Origin of the sequence: Marinifilum sp. N1E240 (genome assembly GCF_009295825.1) — a bacterium.
GTDB classification, from domain to species: Bacteria; Bacteroidota; Bacteroidia; order Bacteroidales; family Marinifilaceae; genus Marinifilum_A; species Marinifilum_A sediminis.
In genome coordinates this window covers 545,817-568,887 of the sequence record NZ_WHKF01000002.1, presented here as the reverse complement: position 1 = coordinate 568,887, position 23,071 = coordinate 545,817, and the positions used below count along the sequence as shown (strand labels likewise).

Genomic DNA, 23,071 nt, shown 5'->3' with positions numbered 1-23,071 from the left:
TTAGATTTTTCCAAATGTGTTGTTCTTAAAATAAGTTCGTAAGAGAAAAAACAGAACAATACCCTTTAAGATACTACTTCCTGTTATACTCCACCATACTCCATTCAAACTTAAAAAAGTATAAAATCCTAAAAAGTAAGCTCCAGGTAATCGCAACGAAGTAAATATTACGCTAACTGTCGCCGGTATTTTTGTTTTTCCCAATCCATTAAATACACCAGCACTAATCATTTCCAAACACATAAACAGTTGCGACACTGCCAATATCATCAAGTATTCTTTACCCATTAAAATACTTTCTTGTTCAGGAACGAAAATAGAAAACAGGGTTTCTGGTATTAGCAAAAAGACAAGTGTTGTTACAGCACCAACAGCGAATGACATTCTCCATCCTGCTCTGTAAATATTCGGAACTTCAGTTAAATTTTTTGCACCATAACTTTGTCCTACCATAATGGTTACTGCCTGCATAAAACCACCTACAATCATGAAAGTAAACGATTCAATTTGTACACCAATTTTTTGAACAGCGATAGCATTGGGTCCCCAATCGGCAATAATACGAGCAAGAAATATATAGATTATTGAAAATGAAATTCTTTGAATAGCCGCAGGAGTTCCAACTTTAAACAAAGTTTTCAGTTTTTGCATACTTGGGAAGAATCCTCTAAAGTTAATTCCAGCAGTTTTTTTATAGATAAAGAAGAAATATACCAAACTACAAGAACGACCTATAATTGTGGCATAAGCAGCTCCCTCCACTCCCAAAGACAATCCAAAAATAAGTAATGGATCGAGAACGATATTAATTGCTGTACCTATTAAACTTGCCTTAAAGGATATTTTAGTTTTACTATGTGCATTGAATATACTTATAAACAAAAGGTTGACATAACTAATAATAACACCAAAAGTGCTAATCACCAGGTAAGAAATTGCCATTTCGTTCACCTCAGGGTCTTTCATTTGAAAGAAATGAATGAACTTCTCTGGAAAGCCCCAGAAAATAGCCATGAATATAGCAGATACAAATGCAATACCCCACAATCCTGAGGTGGAGAATCGTCCTGCTAATTTTTCATCTTTAGCACCAACTGCATGTGCTATTTTTATATTTGTTCCTACGGTAATGATGGAAGCCATTGCCCATCCCAAATGAAGAAAAAAACCTGCAGACCCGACCGCTGCCACTGCATTACTACCCAAACTTCCTACCCAAATCATATCGGTAAGATTATAAGCAGTGTGAAGTAAGTACGATCCGATTATCGGAACAGCCAATTTGAAAAGTTCTTTTCCTACGGCTGAATATTGTTGTTCCCGTTTAAACAAACGAGTAAAGAAATTGATCATTTAAAGCTCAAAATGTGTAGTACAAAAATAACATCTATTTTTAGTTGTGCTTCTTAATGCTTTGTTAATTCAGTAAAATATTTAAAATAGGCACAAAAAAAGGATTCAAAGATAAACTCTGAATCCTTTAGTTATTATTAGTTCGAAACTTACTCTTTCCAAAATCCTCTTTGATTTCCCAATCTGAATTTACCCGGTCCTAACAATGTTACAGCTATAGCACCCAACAAATACAAGGCGCTCAATTCAATTGCCAATCCTCCATGCTCTGTAATTTGAAACAATCCATCAGGATGAGCCAAAGGAATAGCCAGGAACATGGTAAATGCAATTAGTAATCCGGATACACGGGTATACAAACCCATTATCATTAATAAAGGAGCAATAACTTCACCTGCATAAACACCATAAGATAAAAATTGTGGCAAACCAGCTTGTCCCAATAAATATTTAACTCCACCAATTCCATGTATCAGTTTCGCAACGCCATGAAATAACATTAAACCTCCAACTGATAATCTTAAAATTAATTTTCCTAAATTTTCCATTCTTCTGTCTTCTTTAAATATTGATATGTCAAAACTAGATACAATAACTGATAATAACATTGGACTAATTATGGGTATCCATGTACTTTTTAATAAAGATAGTTCAAAATAAACTCAATTTCTGAATCCGATTCTTTCACTTTCCTCTAACTTTGACCACTCATACGTAAATTCAAATTAGTAAGAAACTCCTTGATGAAAAGAAATCCGAACTTCCCTTTTGCTCCAGCCAAATTTCCATTCTTTTACGGATGGGTAAGTATGATTGCAGGCACACTAGGTGTATTATGCAGTATTCCAGGGCAAACAATGGGCGTTTCCGTTTTCACTGATTACTTAATAGAATCCTTACAGTTAAGCAGAGATGCGCTAAGTATGGCTTATTTAATAGGAACTGTTACCAGCTCTTTTTTTCTTACCTATGCAGGAAAAATTTACGACAAATTTGGAGCGCGTTTTACAGCTATTATTGCCGCATTAGGTTTGGCAATCACATTAATGCTCTTCTCTGTCTCAAATAATATCACTTTAAGTTTATCTAACATTTTTCATTTAGGATATTCTACAATAGCATTTATTGTTGTTTCCCTTTTGTTTTTTGTATTGCGTTTTTCAGGTCAAGGGGTTTTAACTTTGGCCTCTCGAAATCTAATCATGAAATGGTTCGATCAACGAAGAGGTTTTGCCAATAGCATTTCAAGTGCTTTCCAATCTTTCGGATTTGCCGTTTCTCCTTTGTTTATTGCTATGCTTATCACAGATTACAATTGGAATACTGCCTATCAAATTCTAGCACTACTCACGCTGTTTTTTGTGGCATTTGCTTTTGTTTTCTTTCGTGATAATCCGGAAGAATGTGGCTTAATACCTGATGGTGAAAAACTAGAACCTAAACTAAAAGGCAATGCCGATTTTCAAAGGAAAAAACAGTACACTTTGCAAGAAGCAAGAAGTACATGGGTATTTTGGGTATTCGCATTAGGTTTAAGTTTTAGTGCCTTTTTTATAACCGGATTCACATTCAATGTAATCTCCATATTCGAATCGTGTGGATTTTCTGAGCAAAAAGCACTTGGTGTATTTATTCCTGCTTCTATTATTTCCATTATCACTGCCATTGTAGGAAACATAATTAGTGACTATGCAAGATTACAAAAATTACTAATTGCCTACCTCATCGGATGTCTTTTGTCTGCACTGGGTGTAGCAATACTTCAATATCAAATTGGTTACTATATACTTATTTTAGGAAATGGAGTAATGGGAGGTTTATTCTCTGTTTTGGCGGCTATTACCTGGCCACGTTTTTATGGAAGACAACATTTGGGTGCCATTAGCGGATTATCCATGTCGCTTATTGTATTTTCAAGTGCCATAGCTCCACTATTCTTTAGTCGTATTTTTACTTTAACTGGCAGTTACAGTTTAGCTGGATATGCGGGGGTTCTAGTAGTTGTTATAATATTACTGTTCTCGGGAAAGGCTAAAAATCCACAGTTACAATAGGTAGTAAAATCTTCCATTCTTCAAACAATTTTCCAACAACCCTAATTTGCAGTAAATAAACCAAATATATCTCCACAACAATACTTATCTTGAATCAAGATTCCATACTTGATAAAAAAAATATTCCATTGAGTGTAATAATCTATCAATTCTACCACTAACTAAGAAAAAACTATAGTGAGTAACGATTTTTATACATCATCAATTTTACCATATGCCGCTATCATAATTAAGATTTGCAGGGCATATACAAACACACAGGAAGATTTCGAAGATTATTATCAAGAAGTCTGTTTGCAGATTTGGAGAAGCCATAAGAATTTTAAGGAACAATCAGAATGGTCTACATGGATCTATCGATTAACTCTTAATGTTTGTTTAACGCTTCTTAAGAAAAAGAATCATCAACATGTTGCATCCGACTATATGCCTGACGAGGCAAGCGAATATAGTCATGCTTTTGCAGATGAATCTTTGAATCAATTATATGATGCCATAAGGCAATTATCCGAGGTCGACCGAGGGGTAATTTTGCTTTATCTGGAAGAGAAATCATATAACGAAATAGCAGACATTATTGGTACAAGTTCGAACAATATTGGTGTGAGAATTAAAAGAATTAAGGAACGATTAAAAAAGATACTACATGGAAAAGTCAATTGAATCTATATGGAACGAAGGTTTTTTAAACAATGAAGCAATGGTTGTACCAAAACTTAACAATTTATACAATCAAAAATCGAAACATTTGGTAGACCAGTTTAAAAAAATGGGCAAAAAGAATTTATACGGAATTGTTATTGGTGCTTCATTTATGCTACTGCTCTCTATATTTCTGAGAATACCAATTATTGGAAGCTGTTTCTTTTGTTCTCTTATGCTTGTAGTTTGGATAGGAAAAAAACAAACTGACAAACTAGAAGAGTTGGATAGCAGTCTTAGCAGTTATGAGTATTTGATAGCATTTGATAACTGGCTAAAAAAAGCGATGTCTCAGTACATGAAAATTTTTAAATTCATATATCCAATCCTCTTTTTAGCTGTTATTTTAGGTATGTTTTATGCAGATATGGATCCATTTATGAAGGAACGAATGATTGATGAAATCATGAGTGATCCAAACACTTATTTAGTTTATGGTATACCTATTTTGTATATGATTCCTATAACAGTATTTCTTATTTTAATTACTGTATTTAGTGGAAAATTATACAAACTAGATATCAAGTTAATTTATGGTCATATATTTAGAAAGCTAGAGGAAACAATAGCTGATATGGAAGAACTTCGAAAATAATTAAAATTCAATACTCCTCATAATGAGGAGTATTTGTTATTTCTTAAGATCCTTCACCAATCTGTTTATTGAGATCATATCAAAATCTCCGAATTTTTCAGCTTCATAATTCTTCACAAATTCCTGATTAATTAAGAACAACTTGCTATTGTAAGTATCCTGCGGATAAGTATTTTCACTATGAAACTCTTCGAAATCGGTAAAATTTAAAGGACAAGTTGACAACTCCCATCCATCACCTTCCTGATTCATAAACAAGAGAGGTAAACCATGAGTTCTGCAAATAAAAGGACGAGATTGATAGATTTGACACAAATCATTAATTAAGAAATTACAATCATCTGCCTCCTCATCCAATTCTCGATATTTCTTTAGTGGATTTTGTTTCAACTCATCTAATATGCTAAAGTACTCGACTGGCAACACCGAAAAATGCATACAACATTCAGAACAACCTTTTTTACATGCCATTTCTTCTTTATGCAAAGCTGCTAATTTTTCACTTACTTCACTCACCTCATCTCTCAACTGGCGATACTTTGCCAACTCTTCTCTTGCCTTTTCGTTCATCTCTCTAATTTTAGTAGGGCAAAAATAGTTTTTTTCGATGAGATTCGAATTATATCATTTAATATCTCATACTATTCTTCAATCATAGATAGTGAACATGAATTATCTTGTTAAATTAAATGGCAATATTTCTCCCAATTCAATTTTTTCGGGACTTACAATTGCTCTTATCGGATACACCTCAACTCCACTTTCATAAGCTTTTTTTAGAGTTGCTGCATAATCAGGATCGATATCAAAAGCAGGAGTAAATATTTCTACATCGCTGCGCTGAATAACGTAAACCATTACTGCGCGCATGCCTTGCTCTTTCACTCGCATTAAGGTTTCCAAATGTTTTTTCCCTCGTGTGGTAACGGCATCGGGAAAACGTGCATATTGCTTATCTTTAAGGCTTACATTTTTCACCTCAATAAAACACTCTTCCTTCTCATTCGAAGCAAACACATCAAAACGGCTATCTTCAAACTTAACCTCACGTTTTACATGAGTAAAACCTGTCAGTGCTTCAATTTCCTGATTCTTTACAGCTTCGTATACCAAAACATTGGGCACAGCAGTATTAATCCCTACCCAGGCATTGTTAATTTGAATCATTTCCCAGGTATACTTGGTCTTTCGTTTGGGATCATCAACATGTATTAGATACACCTCTGCACCTTCTTCCAAACAGGATTTCATACTTCCTGAATTAGCCGTATGTGCCACAACCACATCCCCATTATCTAATTCTACATCCGCTAAAAAGCGTTTGTATCTTTTTATCAATCGACCATGAACAAGAGGTTTTGGAAAAATCATACTGGTATTTTTATGAAAAGAAAATCAAATATAGATAGATTTCTTCTACTTTTGCTGCATCATAATAAGATTGAATAATGAGTGTATCAAAAGTATTTGTTTATAATCCAACCTGCGAAATAGCCATATCGAATGGTACGGTAAGCTACATGCCTAATAAAACATTAACCAAATTCGAACAGGATTTGGATTTACTACCCATGTATTTTGCCACCGAAAATGATGTGATGCTGGTTCATCAGTTGCCCGATCAAAAGTTTTTGGATTTGATATCTGAGGCAGGATTTAAACTTCCAAACATCATTAAAACTAGCAACATACTTAGTGATCCAATTTCTGTCTTATCATCTAAAATAGAATTTCATCCCTGGGGATGGAGCCCAAGAATACATCATATTTATAAAGATCTTAAACCATTTTGCAGTGAGGATTTTTTAAATCAACCTAATGCTTACTGGAAGGAGACTCACAAGGAATTGTATAGCCGACAAACAGCTTTACATGTGTTGAACGATTTCTTTAAGGAGCACAAAAAAGGCTATTTCGATGAGCAAAAAAAGGCTCGCATTTGCCGCTCGGTTGAAGAAATTGAAGCTTTGATAGCGGAATGGGGACAAATTATTATTAAAGCTCCGTGGAGTTCATCAGGAAGAGGTTTACAAGTTTTAAGATATTCTTATTTGAACGAATCCATCACACAATGGATAAATGGTACGCTTGAGGCTCAAGGATATGTTATGGTTGAGGCTTTGCTACACAAAAATTTCGATTTCTCTCTTCAATATTATTGCGATGGAAAAGGAAAATTGGAATATCTGGGACCTGGTTTTTTCCAAACCAACTCTAATGGTCAGTATGATGGAAATCTACTTGGAGGAATGCCACAAGAACTGAAAAATCACCTATCAGAGGGAACTTTAAAAGAACTGTCAGATGGAATGTTTAAAGCGATTGCCAAATCGGCAATTGCAAACAATTACTGTGGATATTTGGGTGTTGATTGTATGATTATTGAAGATGAAAATGGTGAAAATAAAATTCATCCATGTGTGGAGATCAATCTGCGTTATAATATGGGAACCTTAGCCATTTGTCTCGATAAATACATTCATCAGGATTCATGTGGTGCTTTTAAAATCAATTTTAAACCCAAAGAATCTTTCGATGATTTTCACAATAAAATGAAAAATGAATATCCTTTTGAAATGAAGGATGGGAAGTGGTATAGCGGTTATTTGCCACTAGTAAGTCCATATCAGAACAAGAAATTTGGTTTGTATCTTTTACTAAACAAAAAAGAGGAAGCCTGAACCTGTCAAACTTCCTCTTGGAATCAAACCTAGTTAGCACTTATGGTAACTCTAATTAAGTCTTTTATAGCTGGATATGTAAATGAATCATTTACCTCCATAACCGAATTTGTTTCTTCTGTTCCGGTGTTTGCACCTGCTTGTCTTGGCGGCTGATTGTTTCCCGCTCCCGGATATTCATTTACCTCAGTTCCTGCATCCCAAAGCATTAACTTTGATGTTACATCGCCAGTAACTGGAATTCCATTTTCGAATAAATAAATGCCTTTGTCTTCGAACGCAACAAATAAATCATTAGTCTGAACCAACATCGTTGCCAAATTGAAATAATCCAATTCACTTGCTTCAAAAGTAAATTCGTAAGAATCTCCAGGGAAAATTGGTGCTCCACCACTACCTCCTACTGGTACAGAAAATACACCATTTGCAGTAATTCCCGCTAATCCATCGAATGATGCATTTAAATCTCCAGGACTTCCATCCTCAGCCAATGCTTCCAAACCATTTCCTAAATGAGGGACACCGTCTTCGAACAATGGAAGACCTCCTGTGTTCACAACAAATACTCCAGGAGCAAAAGGTGATACATAGCCACTATTATCAGACAAATACATTCCTAGGTCGGCATTTGCTCCATCCTCGGCTAAACCTTCCAATCCATTCATTGATGCCTCATTTTCCGTAAAAATTGGCATTCCTGAGTTATGAACAACCCAAACTCCAGGAGCTATTGGTGTTTGAAAAGCAAATCCATCAGATACATTAGTTACAGTTACCGTAAATTCAGTTCCTCCATCATGACTTAATTCGATTTTTATTACTTCAGCAGTAGCCGGATAGTTGTAACCATCGTTAACATCTGCGATTAATTTTACGCTTCCATTTTCTTCAGCACCTGTATTTGCACCAGATTGTCTTGGCGCCTGATCAGTACCTACTCCAGGTTCCTGATTAACTTCCGTTCCTGCATCCCAAAGCATTACTTCACTTGTAACATCTCCCGTTACAGCATCGCCATTGTCATCATATAATGCAAGTCCTGTATCGCCAAATCCATAAAATAAATCGTTCGATTGAACAAACATGCTTGCAAATGAAAGGTAAGTACCTTTACCTGCATTAAATGTGTAGGAATATGAACCTCCTGGTCCGGCGGCATCCGTTGTTCCCGAATTAAAGAAAGATTTTCCCTGTTGAATATTCTCAACAGTTACAGTAAAGGTTCCTGATGCAATTGGATTTGTTACGATATCGTCATCATCATCGCAAGCGGTAAAGGCAAACAAGCTTGCTGCGGCAAATAATAGTAAATTTTTCATGTCTAACATTTTTTGGTTTAATACTTTAATTCAAAAGTACCTTCCTTATATTCCAAAAAATGTAAGCCAGATCACAAAAGGATCACTTTTATTAAAAATCAGAGTTGTTCTTTGGCAAAAACACGAATTTCTTTTCTTGAATAGTCAATCACCCCCTCCTGTTTTAATTCATTAAACAGACGAGTAACAGTTTCACGCTTTGTTCCTATTAAATCTGCAAAATCCTTTTGAGTATAAAAATGACGGATGATAATTTGATTGTTGTTTTGAATTCCATTCTCTTCTGCCATATCTTTTAGGAAATCACACAAACGAGTTTTCACATCTTTAAAAAGTAAGGCCTCCAAACGTCTTTCCATTTTTCTAATTCGAAATCCAATCAGTTTGTAAATAGACAATCCAAACTTCTCATTGTCTCGCATCAACTCATACATATCAGGCAATTTCATAGGACAAAGCTCAGTTGGTTCGGTGCAAGCCATAGCATAATCACCTCGTTTCTCTTCACCCAATACTGCCTTTTCACCAAATATTTCTCCTTTACCCAAAATGGCTTTAACAACCTCCTCACCATCCTGATTGTAAGTAATAATCTTTACTTTACCCTTACTCACCATAAAAATCGATTTAGATGGATCATGAGGGAAATAAATAAAATCACCTTTCTTAAATCCTTCAAAATGGTCGTTATTGTATTTCTTCAATCTATGAGGACAAAGAATCTGAAAGAGATTTACATTTTCGAAACACCAAATAGAATCGCTCATTAATTTATTGTTTTGATTATGAATTTAGTAATTCTAAACGAATTATAGAACCGAAAAACCCCTCCGAAATCGAAAGGGTTTCCTTTTATAAAAAATAGTCTTAATGATGGTGATGATGCTTCGATGGTCCGAAATACAAATGCGTAAATGCATGAACAGCATCATTTAGTTTTTTAATATATTTTAAATCTGTAGTTTGCTTTGCCTTCATGGCATATACACAAATCTCATGAAGAACAGCAAGCATTTTTTGATTCTTCTTCATTTTTTCAACATCATCAGTTAATTTTACTCGCTGAAACATAAAATACTGTGTAGCAATTTCCTGAATTTTCTTAGCATGCTCTTCTTTGTTACTTACCCATCGCACCAATTGATTATAATTCACTTTACCTTCTGATGATAATTCTACAATTTGCTTCATACTCTTTTCAATTGTAGTAATGTGTTCACTCATTAGAGCTACCCGAACCGAGTCAGCATATATACCACATGGAATTTCACAATGAGCATACGTTTTTTCTACATTACTAATAAATGCAAATAGCATAAAAGCTAATGATAAACCTATATTCTTAACTATTTTTTTCATAACAACTAATACTTTAATTTTATTTCATTAATTCTTATTTAAAATTAATCTAATTAATTTTAAATACAAAGGCTGCTTAGCATTATAATATCCTTGTAAATCGTTTTTCTGTCCAAATTCCGACAATTCATTCCTTAAATGTATTGTAATTTCAGTTGTATAAAACAACTCAATACATATGAATAAAATGAGACTAATCTTCTTTACAATACTTGCTTGCGCCTTTCAATTGCCTAGCAATAATACATTTTCACAAGCTTGTTGTACTGGTGGTATTCCATTATCAAGTAGTTTAGGGATAAAAACTTATCCTGAAAAGAGCTTCGTAATTGATTTGTCTTATGATATTAATAAAATGGATCAGCTATATTCAGGGACACATAGGTTAGATGATTCCAATAGGAAAAGAATAACAAAAAGTAGCATTCTCAGATTCACTTATGCTTTAAATAAAAAATGGACAATCACTACTATTCTTCCTTATGTATGGCAAGATCAGACCGTATATTCAGCGGCGGGAAATACATCTCAATCTTCCAACGGCATTGGTGATATTGTAATATTAGGACAATACACATTAATACAAAACAAGCAAGATCAATTCATAGCTGCCATTGGACCAAAATTCCCAACCGGAAGTGTTTACAAAAGAGATAAGCAGTTTGAAATTTTATTGCCTCCTGATCTGCAACCGGGAAGCGGTTCCTATGACATCATTGGTGCGATATCATATTCAAAACTTGGAATCATTAAACCTACGCTTCGTGCAAACGCGCAAGTAAGTTATCGGTATAGTTTCGAAGTTGGTAGATATGGTGGCGGACAGAAATACCGATTTGGGAACGAATTGATCCTCAATTTAGGTTTTACCGATAGCTTTGTGTTAGCTAAAAAAGTTGTGAATCCTGCTGTATTCTTCAAATACAGACACACACAGGAAGACGAAAATAATGATGCCATATTTCCAAACACTGGAGGATCTTTAATGTATTTGGTTCCAAGTCTGGATATTCAAATAACACCGAATTTAAACATTCACTCTAATCTTGAAATCCCTATTTACACCGATGTAGTAGGAACTCAACTGGTAACGAGCTATCGTGGTAAATTTGGCATAAACTATACACTCAATTTTTTATCTAAAAAATAATATCATGAAATCAACACTCAATATAATTTATTTACTTTTAATAACAATGGCAATATCATGTTCCAGTTCTGATAATGATATAGCACCAGATTCACCTCCTGACACTGATCCTACTCCAAACACAAATTATAACATCAAGCTTATTGAAGATAGTTTTGAAGGAAAAAACTATGTTGTTATTGGATCTGAAGGTTGGAATTTTATGGTAGCCTACAATTCTATTTTGGATAATGTTTCCTTATCATTTGAAGCCATTAACGGTGCATTGCCGATCATCATGAGTGATAATGAAGGTAGTAGATACAATATCTTTGGTGAAGCCATTGATGGTCCGAATTTAGGAAAAAAATTAACACCAATGACTGGTATAATGGGTTATTGGTTTTCTTGGGCTGCCTTTTATCCTGGTCTTGTGATATTTAACAACACCTTACCATTACAAAATTTTGGAGAATCTGTATCAGGAACAGATGGCTGGCTAGTTCCAAAAGATAACGTATTTGTTGGAGCCTTAAGAGATGCAATACCTGCAATTGAAGAGCCTGAATATCATGTAAACAAAGATGATACACCAACAGATATTCTTCCGAACATCTCAAGTGTCGTGGTGGGAATTAAGTACAATGGAACGAGTAAACTTTATCCACATAACATATTAAACTGGCATGAAATCATTAATGATAAGATCTCTGATTATTACTATTCTATCATTTTTTGTCCCTTAACTGGAACTGCCACAGTCTGGAATCGAAAAATAGACAATACGGTTACAACATTCGGTGTTTCCGGATTGCTATACAATAATAATGTCATGCCATACGATCGGAAAACCAATTCCATTTGGTCGCAAATGTTGTTAAAGAGTGTACAAGGTGAGCTAACGGGTACTAATTCTGAAAACTATTTTGTTCTGGAAACAAATTACGAAACCTGGATTGAAATTTCGAAAGATCATCAACTGATGAATACTAACACTGGATACAGTAGGGATTACAGTAGAAACCCATATGGAACCTACCCAAGCAATTCAACTATTAATTTTCCAGTGAATTTTATTGATACCAGGTTACATCCTAAAGAAAGAGTTTTAGGAGTAATTGTGGATGGAAAAGCTAAAGCCTATCGTTTTTCTTCTTTTAACTAATAAAGTATGCTTAACAAAACAAGAAATTGGAAGCGCCTGATAATAGGCGGAGCTGTGGCAAGTGGATTATTAACTTTCCTTTTGTATGGTTTTGTTTTTACAAACCATTTATCGGAAGAACTGGCAATTCCTTGGACAAGTATGCGTCAAAATGTGTTAATGGTGGACTGGACTTGCCTTTTTCTAGCTTCATTTGCCACAGCCATTTTGATTGGTCTTAATGTTACCCGCATTAATGGTATAAAAGGAATGATTGCCGGATTTGTCTTTGGATTATTACCTCTTATCTCAGGGATAATTTTAAACGGAAAAGTAAATGGAACCGCCTATTATTTTGCTTGTTATCTTATTTGGGGATTAATTTTTGGCATAATATATCATCAAAAAAACAATCTAATAATCCGACAATTCTAAAAGTCAGGCTCCGTTAAACCAATCTTTAAAATTATTCACTTTTTCTCTACTTACTATTAGCTCACGATCGAAATCACTTGTGAGAATAACCTTAAGTCTGGAATTGGAATGAACTGAAACATCGCTAATCGCATTAATATTTACTATAAATGAACGACTGATTCTATAGAAATATTTTGGATCTAATAAATCCTGTAGCTCTTCCATTTTATAATCGATTATGTACCTGTGTCCATCTTTTAATAAAATAAAAGCATCTCTTCCTTCTGCAAAATACAATGAGATGTCATCAGCTTTAAAAGATTTAAGTTTCTCTCCTACTTTCACCATAAATCTGGTTTTGTAGTTTTTTTGAATACTTGATAGAGCGGCACTCAACTCCTCTATATTTCTCAATTGAGATGATTCAGCCAATGACTCCTTCATGCTTTCAAACTTTTTTAAAGCTGCATGTAAATTATCGAAAGTAACTGGTTTTAACAGATAATCTATGCTATTTAATTTGAATGCATTAAGTGCATACTCATTGTAAGCTGTTGTGAAGATAACCGGTGTTTGAACTTGAACTCTTTTAAATATTTCGAAACTTAAGCCATCAACCAAATGAATATCCAGAAAAATAAGATCAATTTTATTATCTGGATTTCCCAACCAAATAGATGATTCGGTTACCGATTCGAATCGATCAACTATTTTAATACGTGGATCGTATTTATGCAACAATCTTTCTAATTTATCCGCTGCTAAAATTTCATCTTCGATAATAATTACCTTCATTTTGCTCTATCAGTTGTTGTTTGGTTTAATCTTCAATTTTTATTGTTGGTACAAATATTCTTGTCATATTATCTGTACACTCCCATTTCATATCCAAATCCGAATAAAACGAAATGGCTTTTTGAATACTCTCTTTCAGAAGCTCAACTTTTGGTTTAGGCGTTAATTTTTCTGAAGATAGAAATTCAAAAATAATATAGCTTTCATTTTTCTTAATATCAACACTCAATTTAGTATGAGAATCTATCATCTGACAATATTCAATAAGCTGAATTGTTTGCAAAATCATATTGGGAACAACATGAATTTCATCTTCATTCGAATTAAGATTCCAATTTACAATAAAATTATTCGAATATTTATAGTTTCTAATTTTTAAGTATTGTTTTACCTTAAGTTTTTCTTCCTCCAAACTTATAATCTCGGAATATCGATTGCCTAAAATCCGTCTGTAAAACAATGCCAAATGGTCAATATACTTTTCGGCGTTTTCAACATCATTTTTTCGAATCAAACTAATTACACTTTCGAATGATTCATACAAAAAATCGGGATTCAACTTGTTCTTAAAAACTTCCAATTCAAATTCAATGTTCTTTCTATTCATCTCCTCCTTTTGTAGCAAAAGAGTGTTTTGCCTATCCAAAAACTGAATACTTAAATAAAACAGATGAAATAGAATGCCAACCAGAGTAAATACAATTAAAAAGGAAGTCAATTCTGTCCTGAATTCGCTTAAGCCAATTATATAAACAAAGTATAATGAAAAACACGCAATCACAACTGCGAATGTAATCAGAAGGCTACCCGAATAAAGAACAATGGTTTTTATAATCCCTTTACCTTCGAACCATTTTAATTTCTCCGTTTTCTTAATCCAAAACCGATAAGATTCGAAGAGTAAAAAGGTAACAACCATTAAAAAGATAAACTCCTCTGGACTGAAGTTATTATCTATTTCTGATAGCTTATCGAATACCAAAAGCATCAATAAATAAACCAATCCAGAAACTAGAGATGGTGTAAGAATGCGATAAAGAGGACTATTTAAGAAATTCGTTTTCATTTTTTAGGCGTATAGCAATCAATTAATTCTGGTTTGAGAAATCAGTGGTAAACTAACCTTGAAATGTTCACTTTTATCCAATAATATGGAATCGTTGGTAAAAAATGAATACCTCTTTTTAATATTTTCTATTCCGATTTGGAAAGACTCTGGTTGTTCACGTAAGGGGTTAATGTTGTTCTTCACACATAAATAATTGTTATCACTTCCAATCTCTACTGATAAAGGTGTTGTCTGTGATATCAGATTGTGTTTAATAGCATTTTCTACCAACATTTGAACCGAAAGAGGCGGTACATAGCTGTTCTTTATCTTTTCCGGAATGTTAATTTTCAACTCATAAGCTTCCTGAAATCTAACCTGAAGAAGATAATTGTATGCTTCTACAAAATCCAACTCTTTCTGCAATGGAATTAATGGCTGATCGTTCTGTTTAAAAATAAAACGATAGCTCTCAGCAAACATTCTTATGAATTTTTCCGCAACCTTAGTATCCTTATACAGTAAGGATGATATCGTATTTAAAGAATTGAACAGAAAGTGCGGATTCAATTGAGATTTAAGAGCTTCAAACTGCAAGTTCAGCTGATTATTCATCATCTCAACCGAACGTATTTCTTCTTCGCGCATTTGATTAAACGAGTAAATCATAAAATCAATAATACAATACACTATAACTGATAAAAAGAGAATTAGCAAGGTTTTAAAAATCTCATCATTATAAATCAGCCAAAATTGTGAGTAAGTAAGTTCTTTTCGAATCGAAATTAAGAACATTTCGGAATAAATAGCGATTAGCGCAAGTCCTACTACATATAAGGCACTACACTGAATTAAAAATCGTAATGCATGTTGTTGCCTCCAATTAATAATCCGATTTAGGTATTTGCTAATAAATAAAGCAGCCATACCTGCCCATAAACCGAATACAGCGCTAGGTAGATATCCGGTTAAATTGTGCTCAACACCAGGAAGATCGCCAGCATAACTATAAAAGGCCAATACATAGCATAAAATTCCCAACAAGGGACTAATCGTAATAAATCGCCAGTTTTTATTCATTTCTTATTTTGGGTGATTTTCAACTAAAGATACAGCAATACGATAGTAAACGCCTAGTTTGTGTACTAATATTCGATCTATCGGACTTAACACCCGATAAATCGAACACTCTTAACGACAAGCTTATTTGTTTCTATCTCTTGCATAAATTGCTTTCATTACTTTACCATACTCGTACTCTGAACTAATCTCCTGAGTAGCCTCCAGTAAAGCATCTCTAATTTCATCATCGTCCAAATCCATTCTCTGACTTGATACGATTAAAAAGCTTGCTAATTCATAATTAGAGGAGATATTCTCTGATTTTTTAATCAATTTTAATTGCTGCTTTTTGGTAAGTTCTCCACTAAGTAATAATGACTTATAAAACTTACTCAATTCGTATGATGAAGAGATATTATCAGATGATTCAATTAGAAAATCGAAACGCTCCGATCCAAGTTCATCATATTTTATCAATTGATTCAAAATACCTTTATAGGTATAATCTGAAGATATATTTCCAAGTAATGAAGTGAATTCATTTAAGTTTTCCTGACTTAGCATTTCACCATGAATAATGGTATTAATAATCTGTCCCATTTCGTAATCAGATGAAATAGACTCAGTCAATTCAATAATCTTTTCAATATTACCATCAGTTAAACCATTGTCTTTCAATACCGATTTAATAATTTGAGATTTTTCGTAATCCGATGAAATTTCATCTACCTCCGCCAGTATTAAATTCAATTGCTTGTCGGTCAATTTATCATCTTTCAAAGCCAGTTTCATTAGATTCGATTTCTCGTAATTCGAACTAATATTTTCTGTTGCCTCAATAAAATGAGTGAAGTTTTCTTCCGATAAATCATTCAATTTGTACACCGATTTTAGCACTTGCGATAACTCATAGTTCGATGAAATCTCCTTTAAACTGCTAAAGAATTCACTTGCCACTTCCGGATCGGAAATAAATACAGGATTGTATTTCTTGTAAATTTGAGAAACTTCATAATCCGAATCAATACGATAAGGAAATTCTCTTAGCAAATTTTGAAGTTCGCTTTTATTCAATTTATTGTTCTTCAATAAATACTTTACCATTCTCGATCTGTAATAATCGCTATCGGTTTCTTCCAATTCGCTTAAGAATCCCGAAATACCTTTCTTTTGATAGACTTTATTAACTCTGTTTTCCAGATCAAGACCCGAATTTCGCACAATATCCGGAAGCATCTTCTTCATCCATTCTCTCCCTTTAGGTTCGAACGCAACTTCTTTATTTCCTTCAAAATATCTGCGTACAATTCTATCATCATCCGATGAGATATACAACTTTCGTCTCATACCGAAACTAACCATACTAATTTTAATGTAAGCATCTTCAGACATACCTACTACATCAGTATAATCATTATTAAATTCGATATCACCATTTGAAGAAATTTTGATATTCTCCAATCTCCAATTGTTATTTCTTCTAATTGTAATTTCAATATCTTCATTTCCTGCGTATCCAAATGGAGTTGAAAGCAAAAAGACTGAAAGAACAACAGTTAAAATGCGTAAATATTTTTTCATCCTAGTATAGTTTAGTGTTTTCATGTGATTTTGTGTTATTTCTACGATACAATATTCCGAATTAATTAAGTCGCAAAAAAACGAATTGCCACCAACTGTAGAATTAATGTAGTGAATTGTAATTCCCACACTTTTATTAAAAAACCATCCATCTTTACCATATGGTTTATTCTTAACTAAATACTGATTTCTAAATTTTAATTGTATCTTAAAACTGCAAAACCTGGCAATAGAAATCATATTATGAACATTGATCCGATAAGAGAGTTAGACGGAAGAAATTTGTATTATACCTTTGTAGCTGGTGCAAAAAGAGTTTTTGAACATCAGGCGGAAATCAACAGAATAAATGTTTTTCCTGTTAATGATAAGGATACCGGCACTAATTTAGTCGCTACTTTGCAAGCTATTCTCGATAATACAAGTCCCAATAAATCGTATAAAACAACTGCTGACAATATCGCCGAAGCTGCCTTGATTGGAGCGAGAGGAAATTCAGGAATAATTTTCGCTCAATTTCTTTATGGTTTGTCAATGGAAACTGTAAATGAAGACAAAATTAAAATGCCCGATTTTGCATCAAGTGTAAACAATTCGATTACCTATATTTATGATGCCATCAGCAATCCGGTTGAGGGAACAATGTTAACGGTAATACGAGACTGGGCAGAATACATCCACAGCAATAAGGATCTGATTTCAGACTTCAACCAAATTTTCCTAAGTTCTCTTGAAACCTTAAAAAAATCATTATTTGAAACCACTGGCAAATTAAAGGTATTGAGTAAAGCCAATGTGGTTGATGCGGGTGCCAAAGGTTTTGTCTTGTTTATAGAAGGTATTATTGATTTTATAAAGAATGGGAATATTCAGGAACTAATGGCGCAAAATCATACAAGTGCTGAATTGCCATTAATTAATGAAAATATAGAGAATGAAATCACCTACAGATATTGCACCGAAGCTGTAATTAAAAATTTTAGCTGGAATAGTAAGCAACTAAAAGATTTACTAGAGAAAAATGGAGATTCTGTTGTGGTTGCGGGATCGAGTAAAATGCAAAGATTGCATTTTCATACCAATCATCCCGATCAGGTTTTTCAGGAATTAAAAGATTCCGGAACCATTACATTTCAGAAAATAGATGACATGGTTCGTCAAAATGAAATGGCGATTGCTCCTAAAGCAAAAATTGCATTGGTTACCGATTCAACCTGCGATTTGCCACAGGAAATACTTGATCATTATCAAATCAACATGATTCCTATCAACTTGTATTTTGGTCAGAATCATTACCTCGATCGCTTGACCATACAGCATGATCAATTTTACGAAATGTTGGATTCCAATGCTGAATTTCCTGTAACATCGCAATGCAATACTCAAAGTTTTGAGAAATTATATAACCGTTTAGCGGATTATTACGACGCCGTGATATCCATACATTTAAGTGAAAAGTTGAGTGGTACCATTAACAATGCCATTAAAGCTGCAGATAAAATCTCCTCCACAAAAAGCACTCCTATTCACGTAATCGATTCAAAAGGTGTTTCCGGAGCTTTAGGATTACAGGTCTTAAAAATTGCAGAAGCCATTGCATCAGGAATTCAAACATCAGAAATAATAGAGTCACTTAAAGTGTGGCAAAACAATACCAATATTTTTGTAAGTGTTAAAACCTTAAAATACATGGTTAAAGGAGGTAGAGTTTCCCACACCAAAGGAATAATTGCTCGTTTGCTAAATATCAATCCAATTATATCTTTAGGTAAGGATGGAAAATCTCTTGTGTTTGGAAAAACCTATACGCACAAATCGAACCTTAAGCTGGTAATGAAAACTGTGGCAAAATTAACCGAACAGAAAAATGTTTGGAAATACATAATTTTACATGCCAACAATCCAGAAGCTGCCAATTGGTATAAATCTCAAATGAAAAAACTCAGCAAACAGGAACCTGTTGCTGTAGTAAATATCTCTCCTGTTATAGCAATGCATGCAGGAGTAGGAACAGCTGCAGTGGCATTAATCACAGAATAGAACATATCAATGATAATAGCAATAATACTAACAATTTTTGCCTACCTATTGGGTTCTATCCCTTTTGGATATTGGATTACCAAAAGAGTTACAGGTAAAAACATACAAAATCACGGAAGTGGAAATATTGGCTCAACCAATGTGAGACGAATTGCAGGCAAAAAAGCTTCAATTTTAACTCAGGTCTTAGATATGCTAAAAGGTCTTGTTCCTGTACTCATCGCTTTTAATGTACATCGTTATGGTTTTGTCATTCCTCCGGACTCCATTCTATTTGTTGCACTTGCGGCAATACTAGGTCACAATTTTAGCCTATTTTTGGAACTAAAAGGTGGTAAGGGAGTTAACACAAGTTTGGGCGCTAGTGTTTTAATTTGTCCTATTCCTGTATTTATCGCTGTATCGGTTTATTTTATCGTACGTTACGTATTTAAATTCGTATCCTTAGGCTCTTTGTTTATTGCACTTAGTTTACCCATTTCCTTCTACTTTCTTTACGGATACAATCATATCTTAATCTATTTGATAGTTGTGGGAATACTTATCATCGTTCAACATCAATCCAATATCAAACGATTATTGAAAGGAGAAGAGTTAGGCGCATAAAAAAAGCCATTCCCGAAAGAATGGCTTTGAAATATTCTTTGTAATCTCTTACATGTTCATACCACCACAAACGTGAATTGTTTGTCCGGTTACATAAGAAGAAAGATCAGATCCTAAATACACACAAGTTTGTGCGATTTCTTCAGGAGTTCCTCCTCTTTTCAATGGAATTTTACCAGCCCATTCTTTCACTACATCTTCAGGAAGTTGACCTGTCATTTCAGTAATGATAAAACCTGGTGCAATTGCGTTAGAACGGATACCTCTTGATCCTAATTCCTTAGCAACAGATTTTGAAAATCCGATGATACCTGCTTTAGAAGCTGAGTAGTTAGATTGACCAGCATTACCGCTAACACCAACAACAGAACTCATGTTGATGATAGAACCACTACGCTGCTTTAGCATTGTACGTTGAACTGCTTTAGTGAAGTTGAATACAGATTTCAAGTTTACGTTGATAACCATATCCCACTGCTCTTCAGTCATACGCATCAATAAAGTATCTTTCGTGATACCTGCATTGTTTACCAAAATATCAATAGCTCCGAATTCTTTAACAATCTCAGCAACTACTTTATCTGTATCAGCAAAGTTACTTGCATCAGAAGCATATCCTTTAGCTTTTACTCCGTAAGAAGCAATTTCCTTTTCAGTTTCGATTGCTTGCTCATTGTAGAACAAATCAGTAAAAGCAACATTAGCACCTTGTTTTGCAAACTCAATTGCAACCGCTTTACCAATACCACGTGAAGCACCAGTAACAATCGCTGTTTTTCCTTCTAATAATTTCATGAAATTCTATTTTGAATTTTAATAATTTCCTAAACAATCCGGATAATCCGGTATAGTATCACTTGATTTAGTATGGAATAGAGAAATAATTTAATCGCTCAATCCCTCAAAATCGCTAACAAATATAAAATATTTTCGTCTATAATACTTTTATTATTTCAAATTTGAGCTTCGTAAGTCTTAACAAAACAGCATAGAAGATTTCCACTCCCTTTTCCAAACCACAACATATCAAATAACTAGACTACACTTTCACTATAATTATCTCTTCCAATTCTCCCAATATTTCACCTGCTTTACCTTGAAGAAAAAAATCCGTAATACTATCCGTATAGTTTGATTTCTCTGTATTAATCTCGACTATTGTAGCTCCATTTCGTTTTGCCTCAATTGGAATACTAGCAGCAGGATACACTTCACCTGTGGTTCCAATTATCAGTACCACATCAGCACTTTGTGCTGCCAATAACGATTTTCGATAAGCATTTTCGGGGATTCCTTCACCAAAGAATACAAAATCAGGTTTTAGAATGGACTTATCGTTAGGACACAAGGGAGGCAATTTTTCCAAATCGATTTCCTTTGGTAAAAACACCTGTTCGCATGCAGCACAGATTAACTTTTGTGAGTTCCCATGAAATTCAAATACACTTTTCGATCCAGCTTCCTGATGGAGGTTATCAATATTCTGTGTAACAATAGATTTTAACACTCCTCTTTCTTCCCATCTGGCTAGAATTTCATGAGCCTTATTGTATTTTGCTTTTCCAAAAAAATCATAAAAAATAGATTTGATCGCCTTCCACGATTCCTCAGGTTCCGCATAAAAAAAATCCAAATCTAGACACTTAGGATCGTATTTACTCCACAAACCATTAGGTCCCCGAAAAGGTGGAATACCACTCTCAACAGAAACACCAGCCCCCGTAAATGCAATCATCGACTCAGAGTTTAGTATAAGTTCTGCAACTTTTTGTAAATCATTTTTCATGCTGAAATAGTATATTTTGTGTGAAAATAAATTGTTACAATCAGAATTCCTCAAACATTAAATTTAATAAAATTCGCTATTGCCAAAAAGATTTCTTCCTGTTTTACTGACACTTACAACTAGTAACGATTTATTAACATTGCTGTAATATTCCTGTAACATTAGCTTTCTAACATTGTAATATGGAATTGGGACAAACGATAAACCAATTCATACTATGTAATGTATCGACAAGGATTTTAAAAGTATAAAAAATCTACGAACAATCATTTTAAACTAAAAATCTAGAAAGAATGAAAAAGTTACAATTGATCTTTACTGCAATTATTGCAGTTGCACTATTGGCAAGTTGTGGTAATTCAGGAAAAGACAAAACTGCTAACAATAAAAAAGCAAAAAGTATAACGGGTGCAGGTGCAACTTTCCCGCAACCTTTTTACAATAAAATTTTTAAAGGATATACTAAAGATCAAGGTCTTTTGGTTACCTATGGTGGAATTGGCTCTGGTGGTGGAATCCGCAGCTTAAAAGATAAAATTGTTGATTTTGGTGCTAGTGATGCTTTCTTAAACGATAAGAAATTAGCGGATATGCCAGAAGAGGTGCTTCATATTCCAACATGCCTTGGTGCTGTAGTTGCCGCGTACAACTTGCCTGGTAAACCAGAATTAAAATTCACTCCGGAATTGATGAAAGGTGTATTTATGGGAAAAATTACCAATTGGAATGATGCTAAAATAGCAGCAGTGAACCCAGAAGTTAATTTACCGGATCTTGAAATCACAGTAGTATATCGTTCTGATGGAAGTGGTACCACTTTTATTTTTAGCGATTACATGAGCAAAGTAAGTGCTGAATGGGCTGAAAAAATTGGTGCTGGTAAAGCTCTGCAATGGCCAGTAGGTATTGGTGCAAAAGGTAATCCTGGTGTAGCAGGAACAATTAGCCAAACTAAGGGTGCAATAGGTTATATCGGATCAGAATACGCTTTCGCGATGGGAATTCCAGTTGCAAGTCTTCAAAATCAGTCTGGTAACTTTATCAAGCCATCAGTAGAATCGGTAAGTGCTTCGGCAAAAGGTGAAATGCCTGCTGATACACGCGTAAGCTTAACCAATACGGATGCAGCTGACGGATATCCAATCTCAAGTTTTACCTGGTTAATTATTTACAAAGAACAAAACTATAATAACAGAAGTCAGGATCAGGCAGCTCAAACTATTAAATTAATCGACTGGCTTGTAAGTGCTGATGCTCAAAAAGAAACGACTAAAGTACACTATGCTCCTCTTCCGGAGGCAGCTGTTGCTAAAGCCAAAGCTGTTCTTAGTAAGGTTACCTACAACGGAAAAGCATTAAAGTAAACGAGATTTAAATCAAACAACGAACTTGTTTCAGTC

At 34.1% G+C, this 23,071-nt stretch carries 23 protein-coding genes; 10 read left to right on the top strand and 13 right to left on the bottom strand.

The genetic code is table 11. The features are described 5' to 3' along the window. Both GCQ56_RS07345 and GCQ56_RS07340 read right to left on the bottom strand, forming a co-directional pair. On the bottom strand, nucleotides 1–1,353 hold the full coding sequence (locus tag GCQ56_RS07345; protein WP_152733767.1) for an MATE family efflux transporter: 1,353 nt from the start codon (nucleotides 1,351–1,353) through the stop codon (nucleotides 1–3). A 149-nt stretch (nucleotides 1,354–1,502) separates the two neighbouring features. Then, nucleotides 1,503–1,901, bottom strand: coding sequence for a DoxX family protein (locus tag GCQ56_RS07340; protein ID WP_152733766.1), 399 nt, complete (start codon nucleotides 1,899–1,901; stop codon nucleotides 1,503–1,505). A gap of 195 nt (nucleotides 1,902–2,096) precedes the next feature. Here GCQ56_RS07340 and GCQ56_RS07335 point away from each other — a divergent pair, with 195 nt between their 5' ends. The 3 genes from GCQ56_RS07335 (at nucleotide 2,097) to GCQ56_RS07325 (ending at nucleotide 4,704) form a co-directional block, all read left to right on the top strand. Next, nucleotides 2,097–3,407, top strand: a complete 1,311-nt coding sequence (locus GCQ56_RS07335; protein WP_152733765.1) for an MFS transporter — start codon at nucleotides 2,097–2,099, stop codon at nucleotides 3,405–3,407. A gap of 177 nt (nucleotides 3,408–3,584) precedes the next feature. After that, complete coding sequence (locus tag GCQ56_RS07330; protein WP_299993186.1) at nucleotides 3,585–4,070, top strand: RNA polymerase sigma factor; 486 nt, start codon at nucleotides 3,585–3,587, stop codon at nucleotides 4,068–4,070. Next, nucleotides 4,054–4,704, top strand: coding sequence for a hypothetical protein (locus tag GCQ56_RS07325; protein ID WP_152733764.1), 651 nt, complete (start codon nucleotides 4,054–4,056; stop codon nucleotides 4,702–4,704). The genes GCQ56_RS07330 and GCQ56_RS07325 overlap by 17 nt, the downstream gene beginning before the upstream one ends. 36 nt (nucleotides 4,705–4,740) lie before the next feature. On the opposite strand, the gene GCQ56_RS07320 is transcribed toward GCQ56_RS07325, so the two are convergent. Together GCQ56_RS07320 and sfsA are read right to left on the bottom strand one after the other, a co-directional pair. After that, nucleotides 4,741–5,274, bottom strand: a complete 534-nt coding sequence (locus GCQ56_RS07320) for a YkgJ family cysteine cluster protein (protein WP_152733763.1) — start codon at nucleotides 5,272–5,274, stop codon at nucleotides 4,741–4,743. Between the two features lie 102 nt (nucleotides 5,275–5,376). Further along, nucleotides 5,377–6,075, bottom strand: a complete 699-nt coding sequence (gene sfsA / locus GCQ56_RS07315) for a DNA/RNA nuclease SfsA (RefSeq protein ID WP_152733762.1) — start codon at nucleotides 6,073–6,075, stop codon at nucleotides 5,377–5,379. 77 nt (nucleotides 6,076–6,152) lie between these two features. Between sfsA and GCQ56_RS07310 the strand changes: the two genes are divergently transcribed. Continuing rightward, entirely contained in the window at nucleotides 6,153–7,385 is a 1,233-nt protein-coding gene (locus GCQ56_RS07310) for a hypothetical protein (protein ID WP_152733761.1), read from the top strand. Nucleotides 7,386–7,414: 29 nt separating this feature from the next. Here GCQ56_RS07310 and GCQ56_RS07305 read toward each other — a convergent pair whose 3' ends face one another. The 3 genes from GCQ56_RS07305 to GCQ56_RS07295 form a co-directional block, all read right to left on the bottom strand. After that, entirely contained in the window at nucleotides 7,415–8,704 is a 1,290-nt protein-coding gene (locus GCQ56_RS07305) for a spondin domain-containing protein (protein WP_152733760.1), read from the bottom strand. 98 nt (nucleotides 8,705–8,802) lie between these two features. Beyond that, entirely contained in the window at nucleotides 8,803–9,471 is a 669-nt protein-coding gene (locus tag GCQ56_RS07300; protein WP_152733759.1) for a Crp/Fnr family transcriptional regulator, read from the bottom strand. Nucleotides 9,472–9,571: 100 nt separating this feature from the next. Beyond that, nucleotides 9,572–10,063, bottom strand: a complete 492-nt coding sequence (locus tag GCQ56_RS07295) for a superoxide dismutase [Ni] (RefSeq protein ID WP_152733758.1) — start codon at nucleotides 10,061–10,063, stop codon at nucleotides 9,572–9,574. A 178-nt stretch (nucleotides 10,064–10,241) separates the two neighbouring features. On the opposite strand from GCQ56_RS07295, the gene GCQ56_RS07290 reads away from it, so the two are divergent. The 3 genes from GCQ56_RS07290 to GCQ56_RS07280 are packed head-to-tail and all read left to right on the top strand — an operon-like array spanning nucleotide 10,242 to nucleotide 12,771. Next, entirely contained in the window at nucleotides 10,242–11,213 is a 972-nt protein-coding gene (locus GCQ56_RS07290; protein WP_152733757.1) for a transporter, read from the top strand. A 4-nt stretch (nucleotides 11,214–11,217) separates the two neighbouring features. Next, the gene (locus tag GCQ56_RS07285) at nucleotides 11,218–12,357 is read left to right on the top strand and encodes a DUF3179 domain-containing (seleno)protein (protein ID WP_152733756.1); all 1,140 of its coding nucleotides are present in this window, start codon (nucleotides 11,218–11,220) and stop codon (nucleotides 12,355–12,357) included. Between the two features lie 6 nt (nucleotides 12,358–12,363). Further along, nucleotides 12,364–12,771, top strand: a complete 408-nt coding sequence (locus tag GCQ56_RS07280) for a hypothetical protein (protein ID WP_152733755.1) — start codon at nucleotides 12,364–12,366, stop codon at nucleotides 12,769–12,771. A gap of 3 nt (nucleotides 12,772–12,774) precedes the next feature. Here GCQ56_RS07280 and GCQ56_RS07275 read toward each other — a convergent pair whose 3' ends face one another. The 4 genes from GCQ56_RS07275 to GCQ56_RS07260 all read right to left on the bottom strand — a co-directional run bounded on the left by GCQ56_RS07275 (nucleotide 12,775) and on the right by GCQ56_RS07260 (nucleotide 17,239). Further along, on the bottom strand, nucleotides 12,775–13,548 hold the full coding sequence (locus GCQ56_RS07275; RefSeq protein WP_152733754.1) for a LytTR family DNA-binding domain-containing protein: 774 nt from the start codon (nucleotides 13,546–13,548) through the stop codon (nucleotides 12,775–12,777). Between the two features lie 25 nt (nucleotides 13,549–13,573). Further along, nucleotides 13,574–14,614 carry a histidine kinase gene (locus tag GCQ56_RS07270; protein ID WP_152733753.1) on the bottom strand — a complete coding sequence of 347 codons (1,041 nt, stop codon included), beginning with the start codon at nucleotides 14,612–14,614 and terminating at the stop codon, nucleotides 13,574–13,576. A gap of 18 nt (nucleotides 14,615–14,632) precedes the next feature. Then, nucleotides 14,633–15,676: a sensor histidine kinase gene (locus GCQ56_RS07265; protein ID WP_152733752.1), complete on the bottom strand. Its 1,044-nt coding sequence runs from the start codon at nucleotides 15,674–15,676 to the stop codon at nucleotides 14,633–14,635. A 123-nt stretch (nucleotides 15,677–15,799) separates the two neighbouring features. After that, the gene (locus tag GCQ56_RS07260; protein ID WP_152733751.1) at nucleotides 15,800–17,239 is read right to left on the bottom strand and encodes a hypothetical protein; all 1,440 of its coding nucleotides are present in this window, start codon (nucleotides 17,237–17,239) and stop codon (nucleotides 15,800–15,802) included. Between the two features lie 243 nt (nucleotides 17,240–17,482). Between GCQ56_RS07260 and GCQ56_RS07255 the strand changes: the two genes are divergently transcribed. Together GCQ56_RS07255 and plsY are read left to right on the top strand one after the other, a co-directional pair. Next, nucleotides 17,483–19,279, top strand: a complete 1,797-nt coding sequence (locus GCQ56_RS07255; protein WP_152733750.1) for a DegV family protein — start codon at nucleotides 17,483–17,485, stop codon at nucleotides 19,277–19,279. A 9-nt stretch (nucleotides 19,280–19,288) separates the two neighbouring features. Next, the gene (gene plsY, locus GCQ56_RS07250) at nucleotides 19,289–19,885 is read left to right on the top strand and encodes a glycerol-3-phosphate 1-O-acyltransferase PlsY (RefSeq protein ID WP_152733749.1); all 597 of its coding nucleotides are present in this window, start codon (nucleotides 19,289–19,291) and stop codon (nucleotides 19,883–19,885) included. 48 nt (nucleotides 19,886–19,933) lie between these two features. Here plsY and fabG read toward each other — a convergent pair whose 3' ends face one another. Both fabG and GCQ56_RS07240 read right to left on the bottom strand, forming a co-directional pair. Beyond that, on the bottom strand, nucleotides 19,934–20,680 hold the full coding sequence (fabG, locus tag GCQ56_RS07245) for a 3-oxoacyl-[acyl-carrier-protein] reductase (protein WP_152733748.1): 747 nt from the start codon (nucleotides 20,678–20,680) through the stop codon (nucleotides 19,934–19,936). Nucleotides 20,681–20,924: 244 nt separating this feature from the next. Continuing rightward, on the bottom strand, nucleotides 20,925–21,671 hold the full coding sequence (locus tag GCQ56_RS07240; RefSeq protein WP_152733747.1) for an NAD-dependent deacylase: 747 nt from the start codon (nucleotides 21,669–21,671) through the stop codon (nucleotides 20,925–20,927). Between the two features lie 293 nt (nucleotides 21,672–21,964). On the opposite strand from GCQ56_RS07240, the gene pstS reads away from it, so the two are divergent. Beyond that, nucleotides 21,965–23,035, top strand: coding sequence for a phosphate ABC transporter substrate-binding protein PstS (gene pstS, locus GCQ56_RS07235; RefSeq protein ID WP_152733746.1), 1,071 nt, complete (start codon nucleotides 21,965–21,967; stop codon nucleotides 23,033–23,035). Nucleotides 23,036–23,071: the final 36 nt, after the last annotated feature.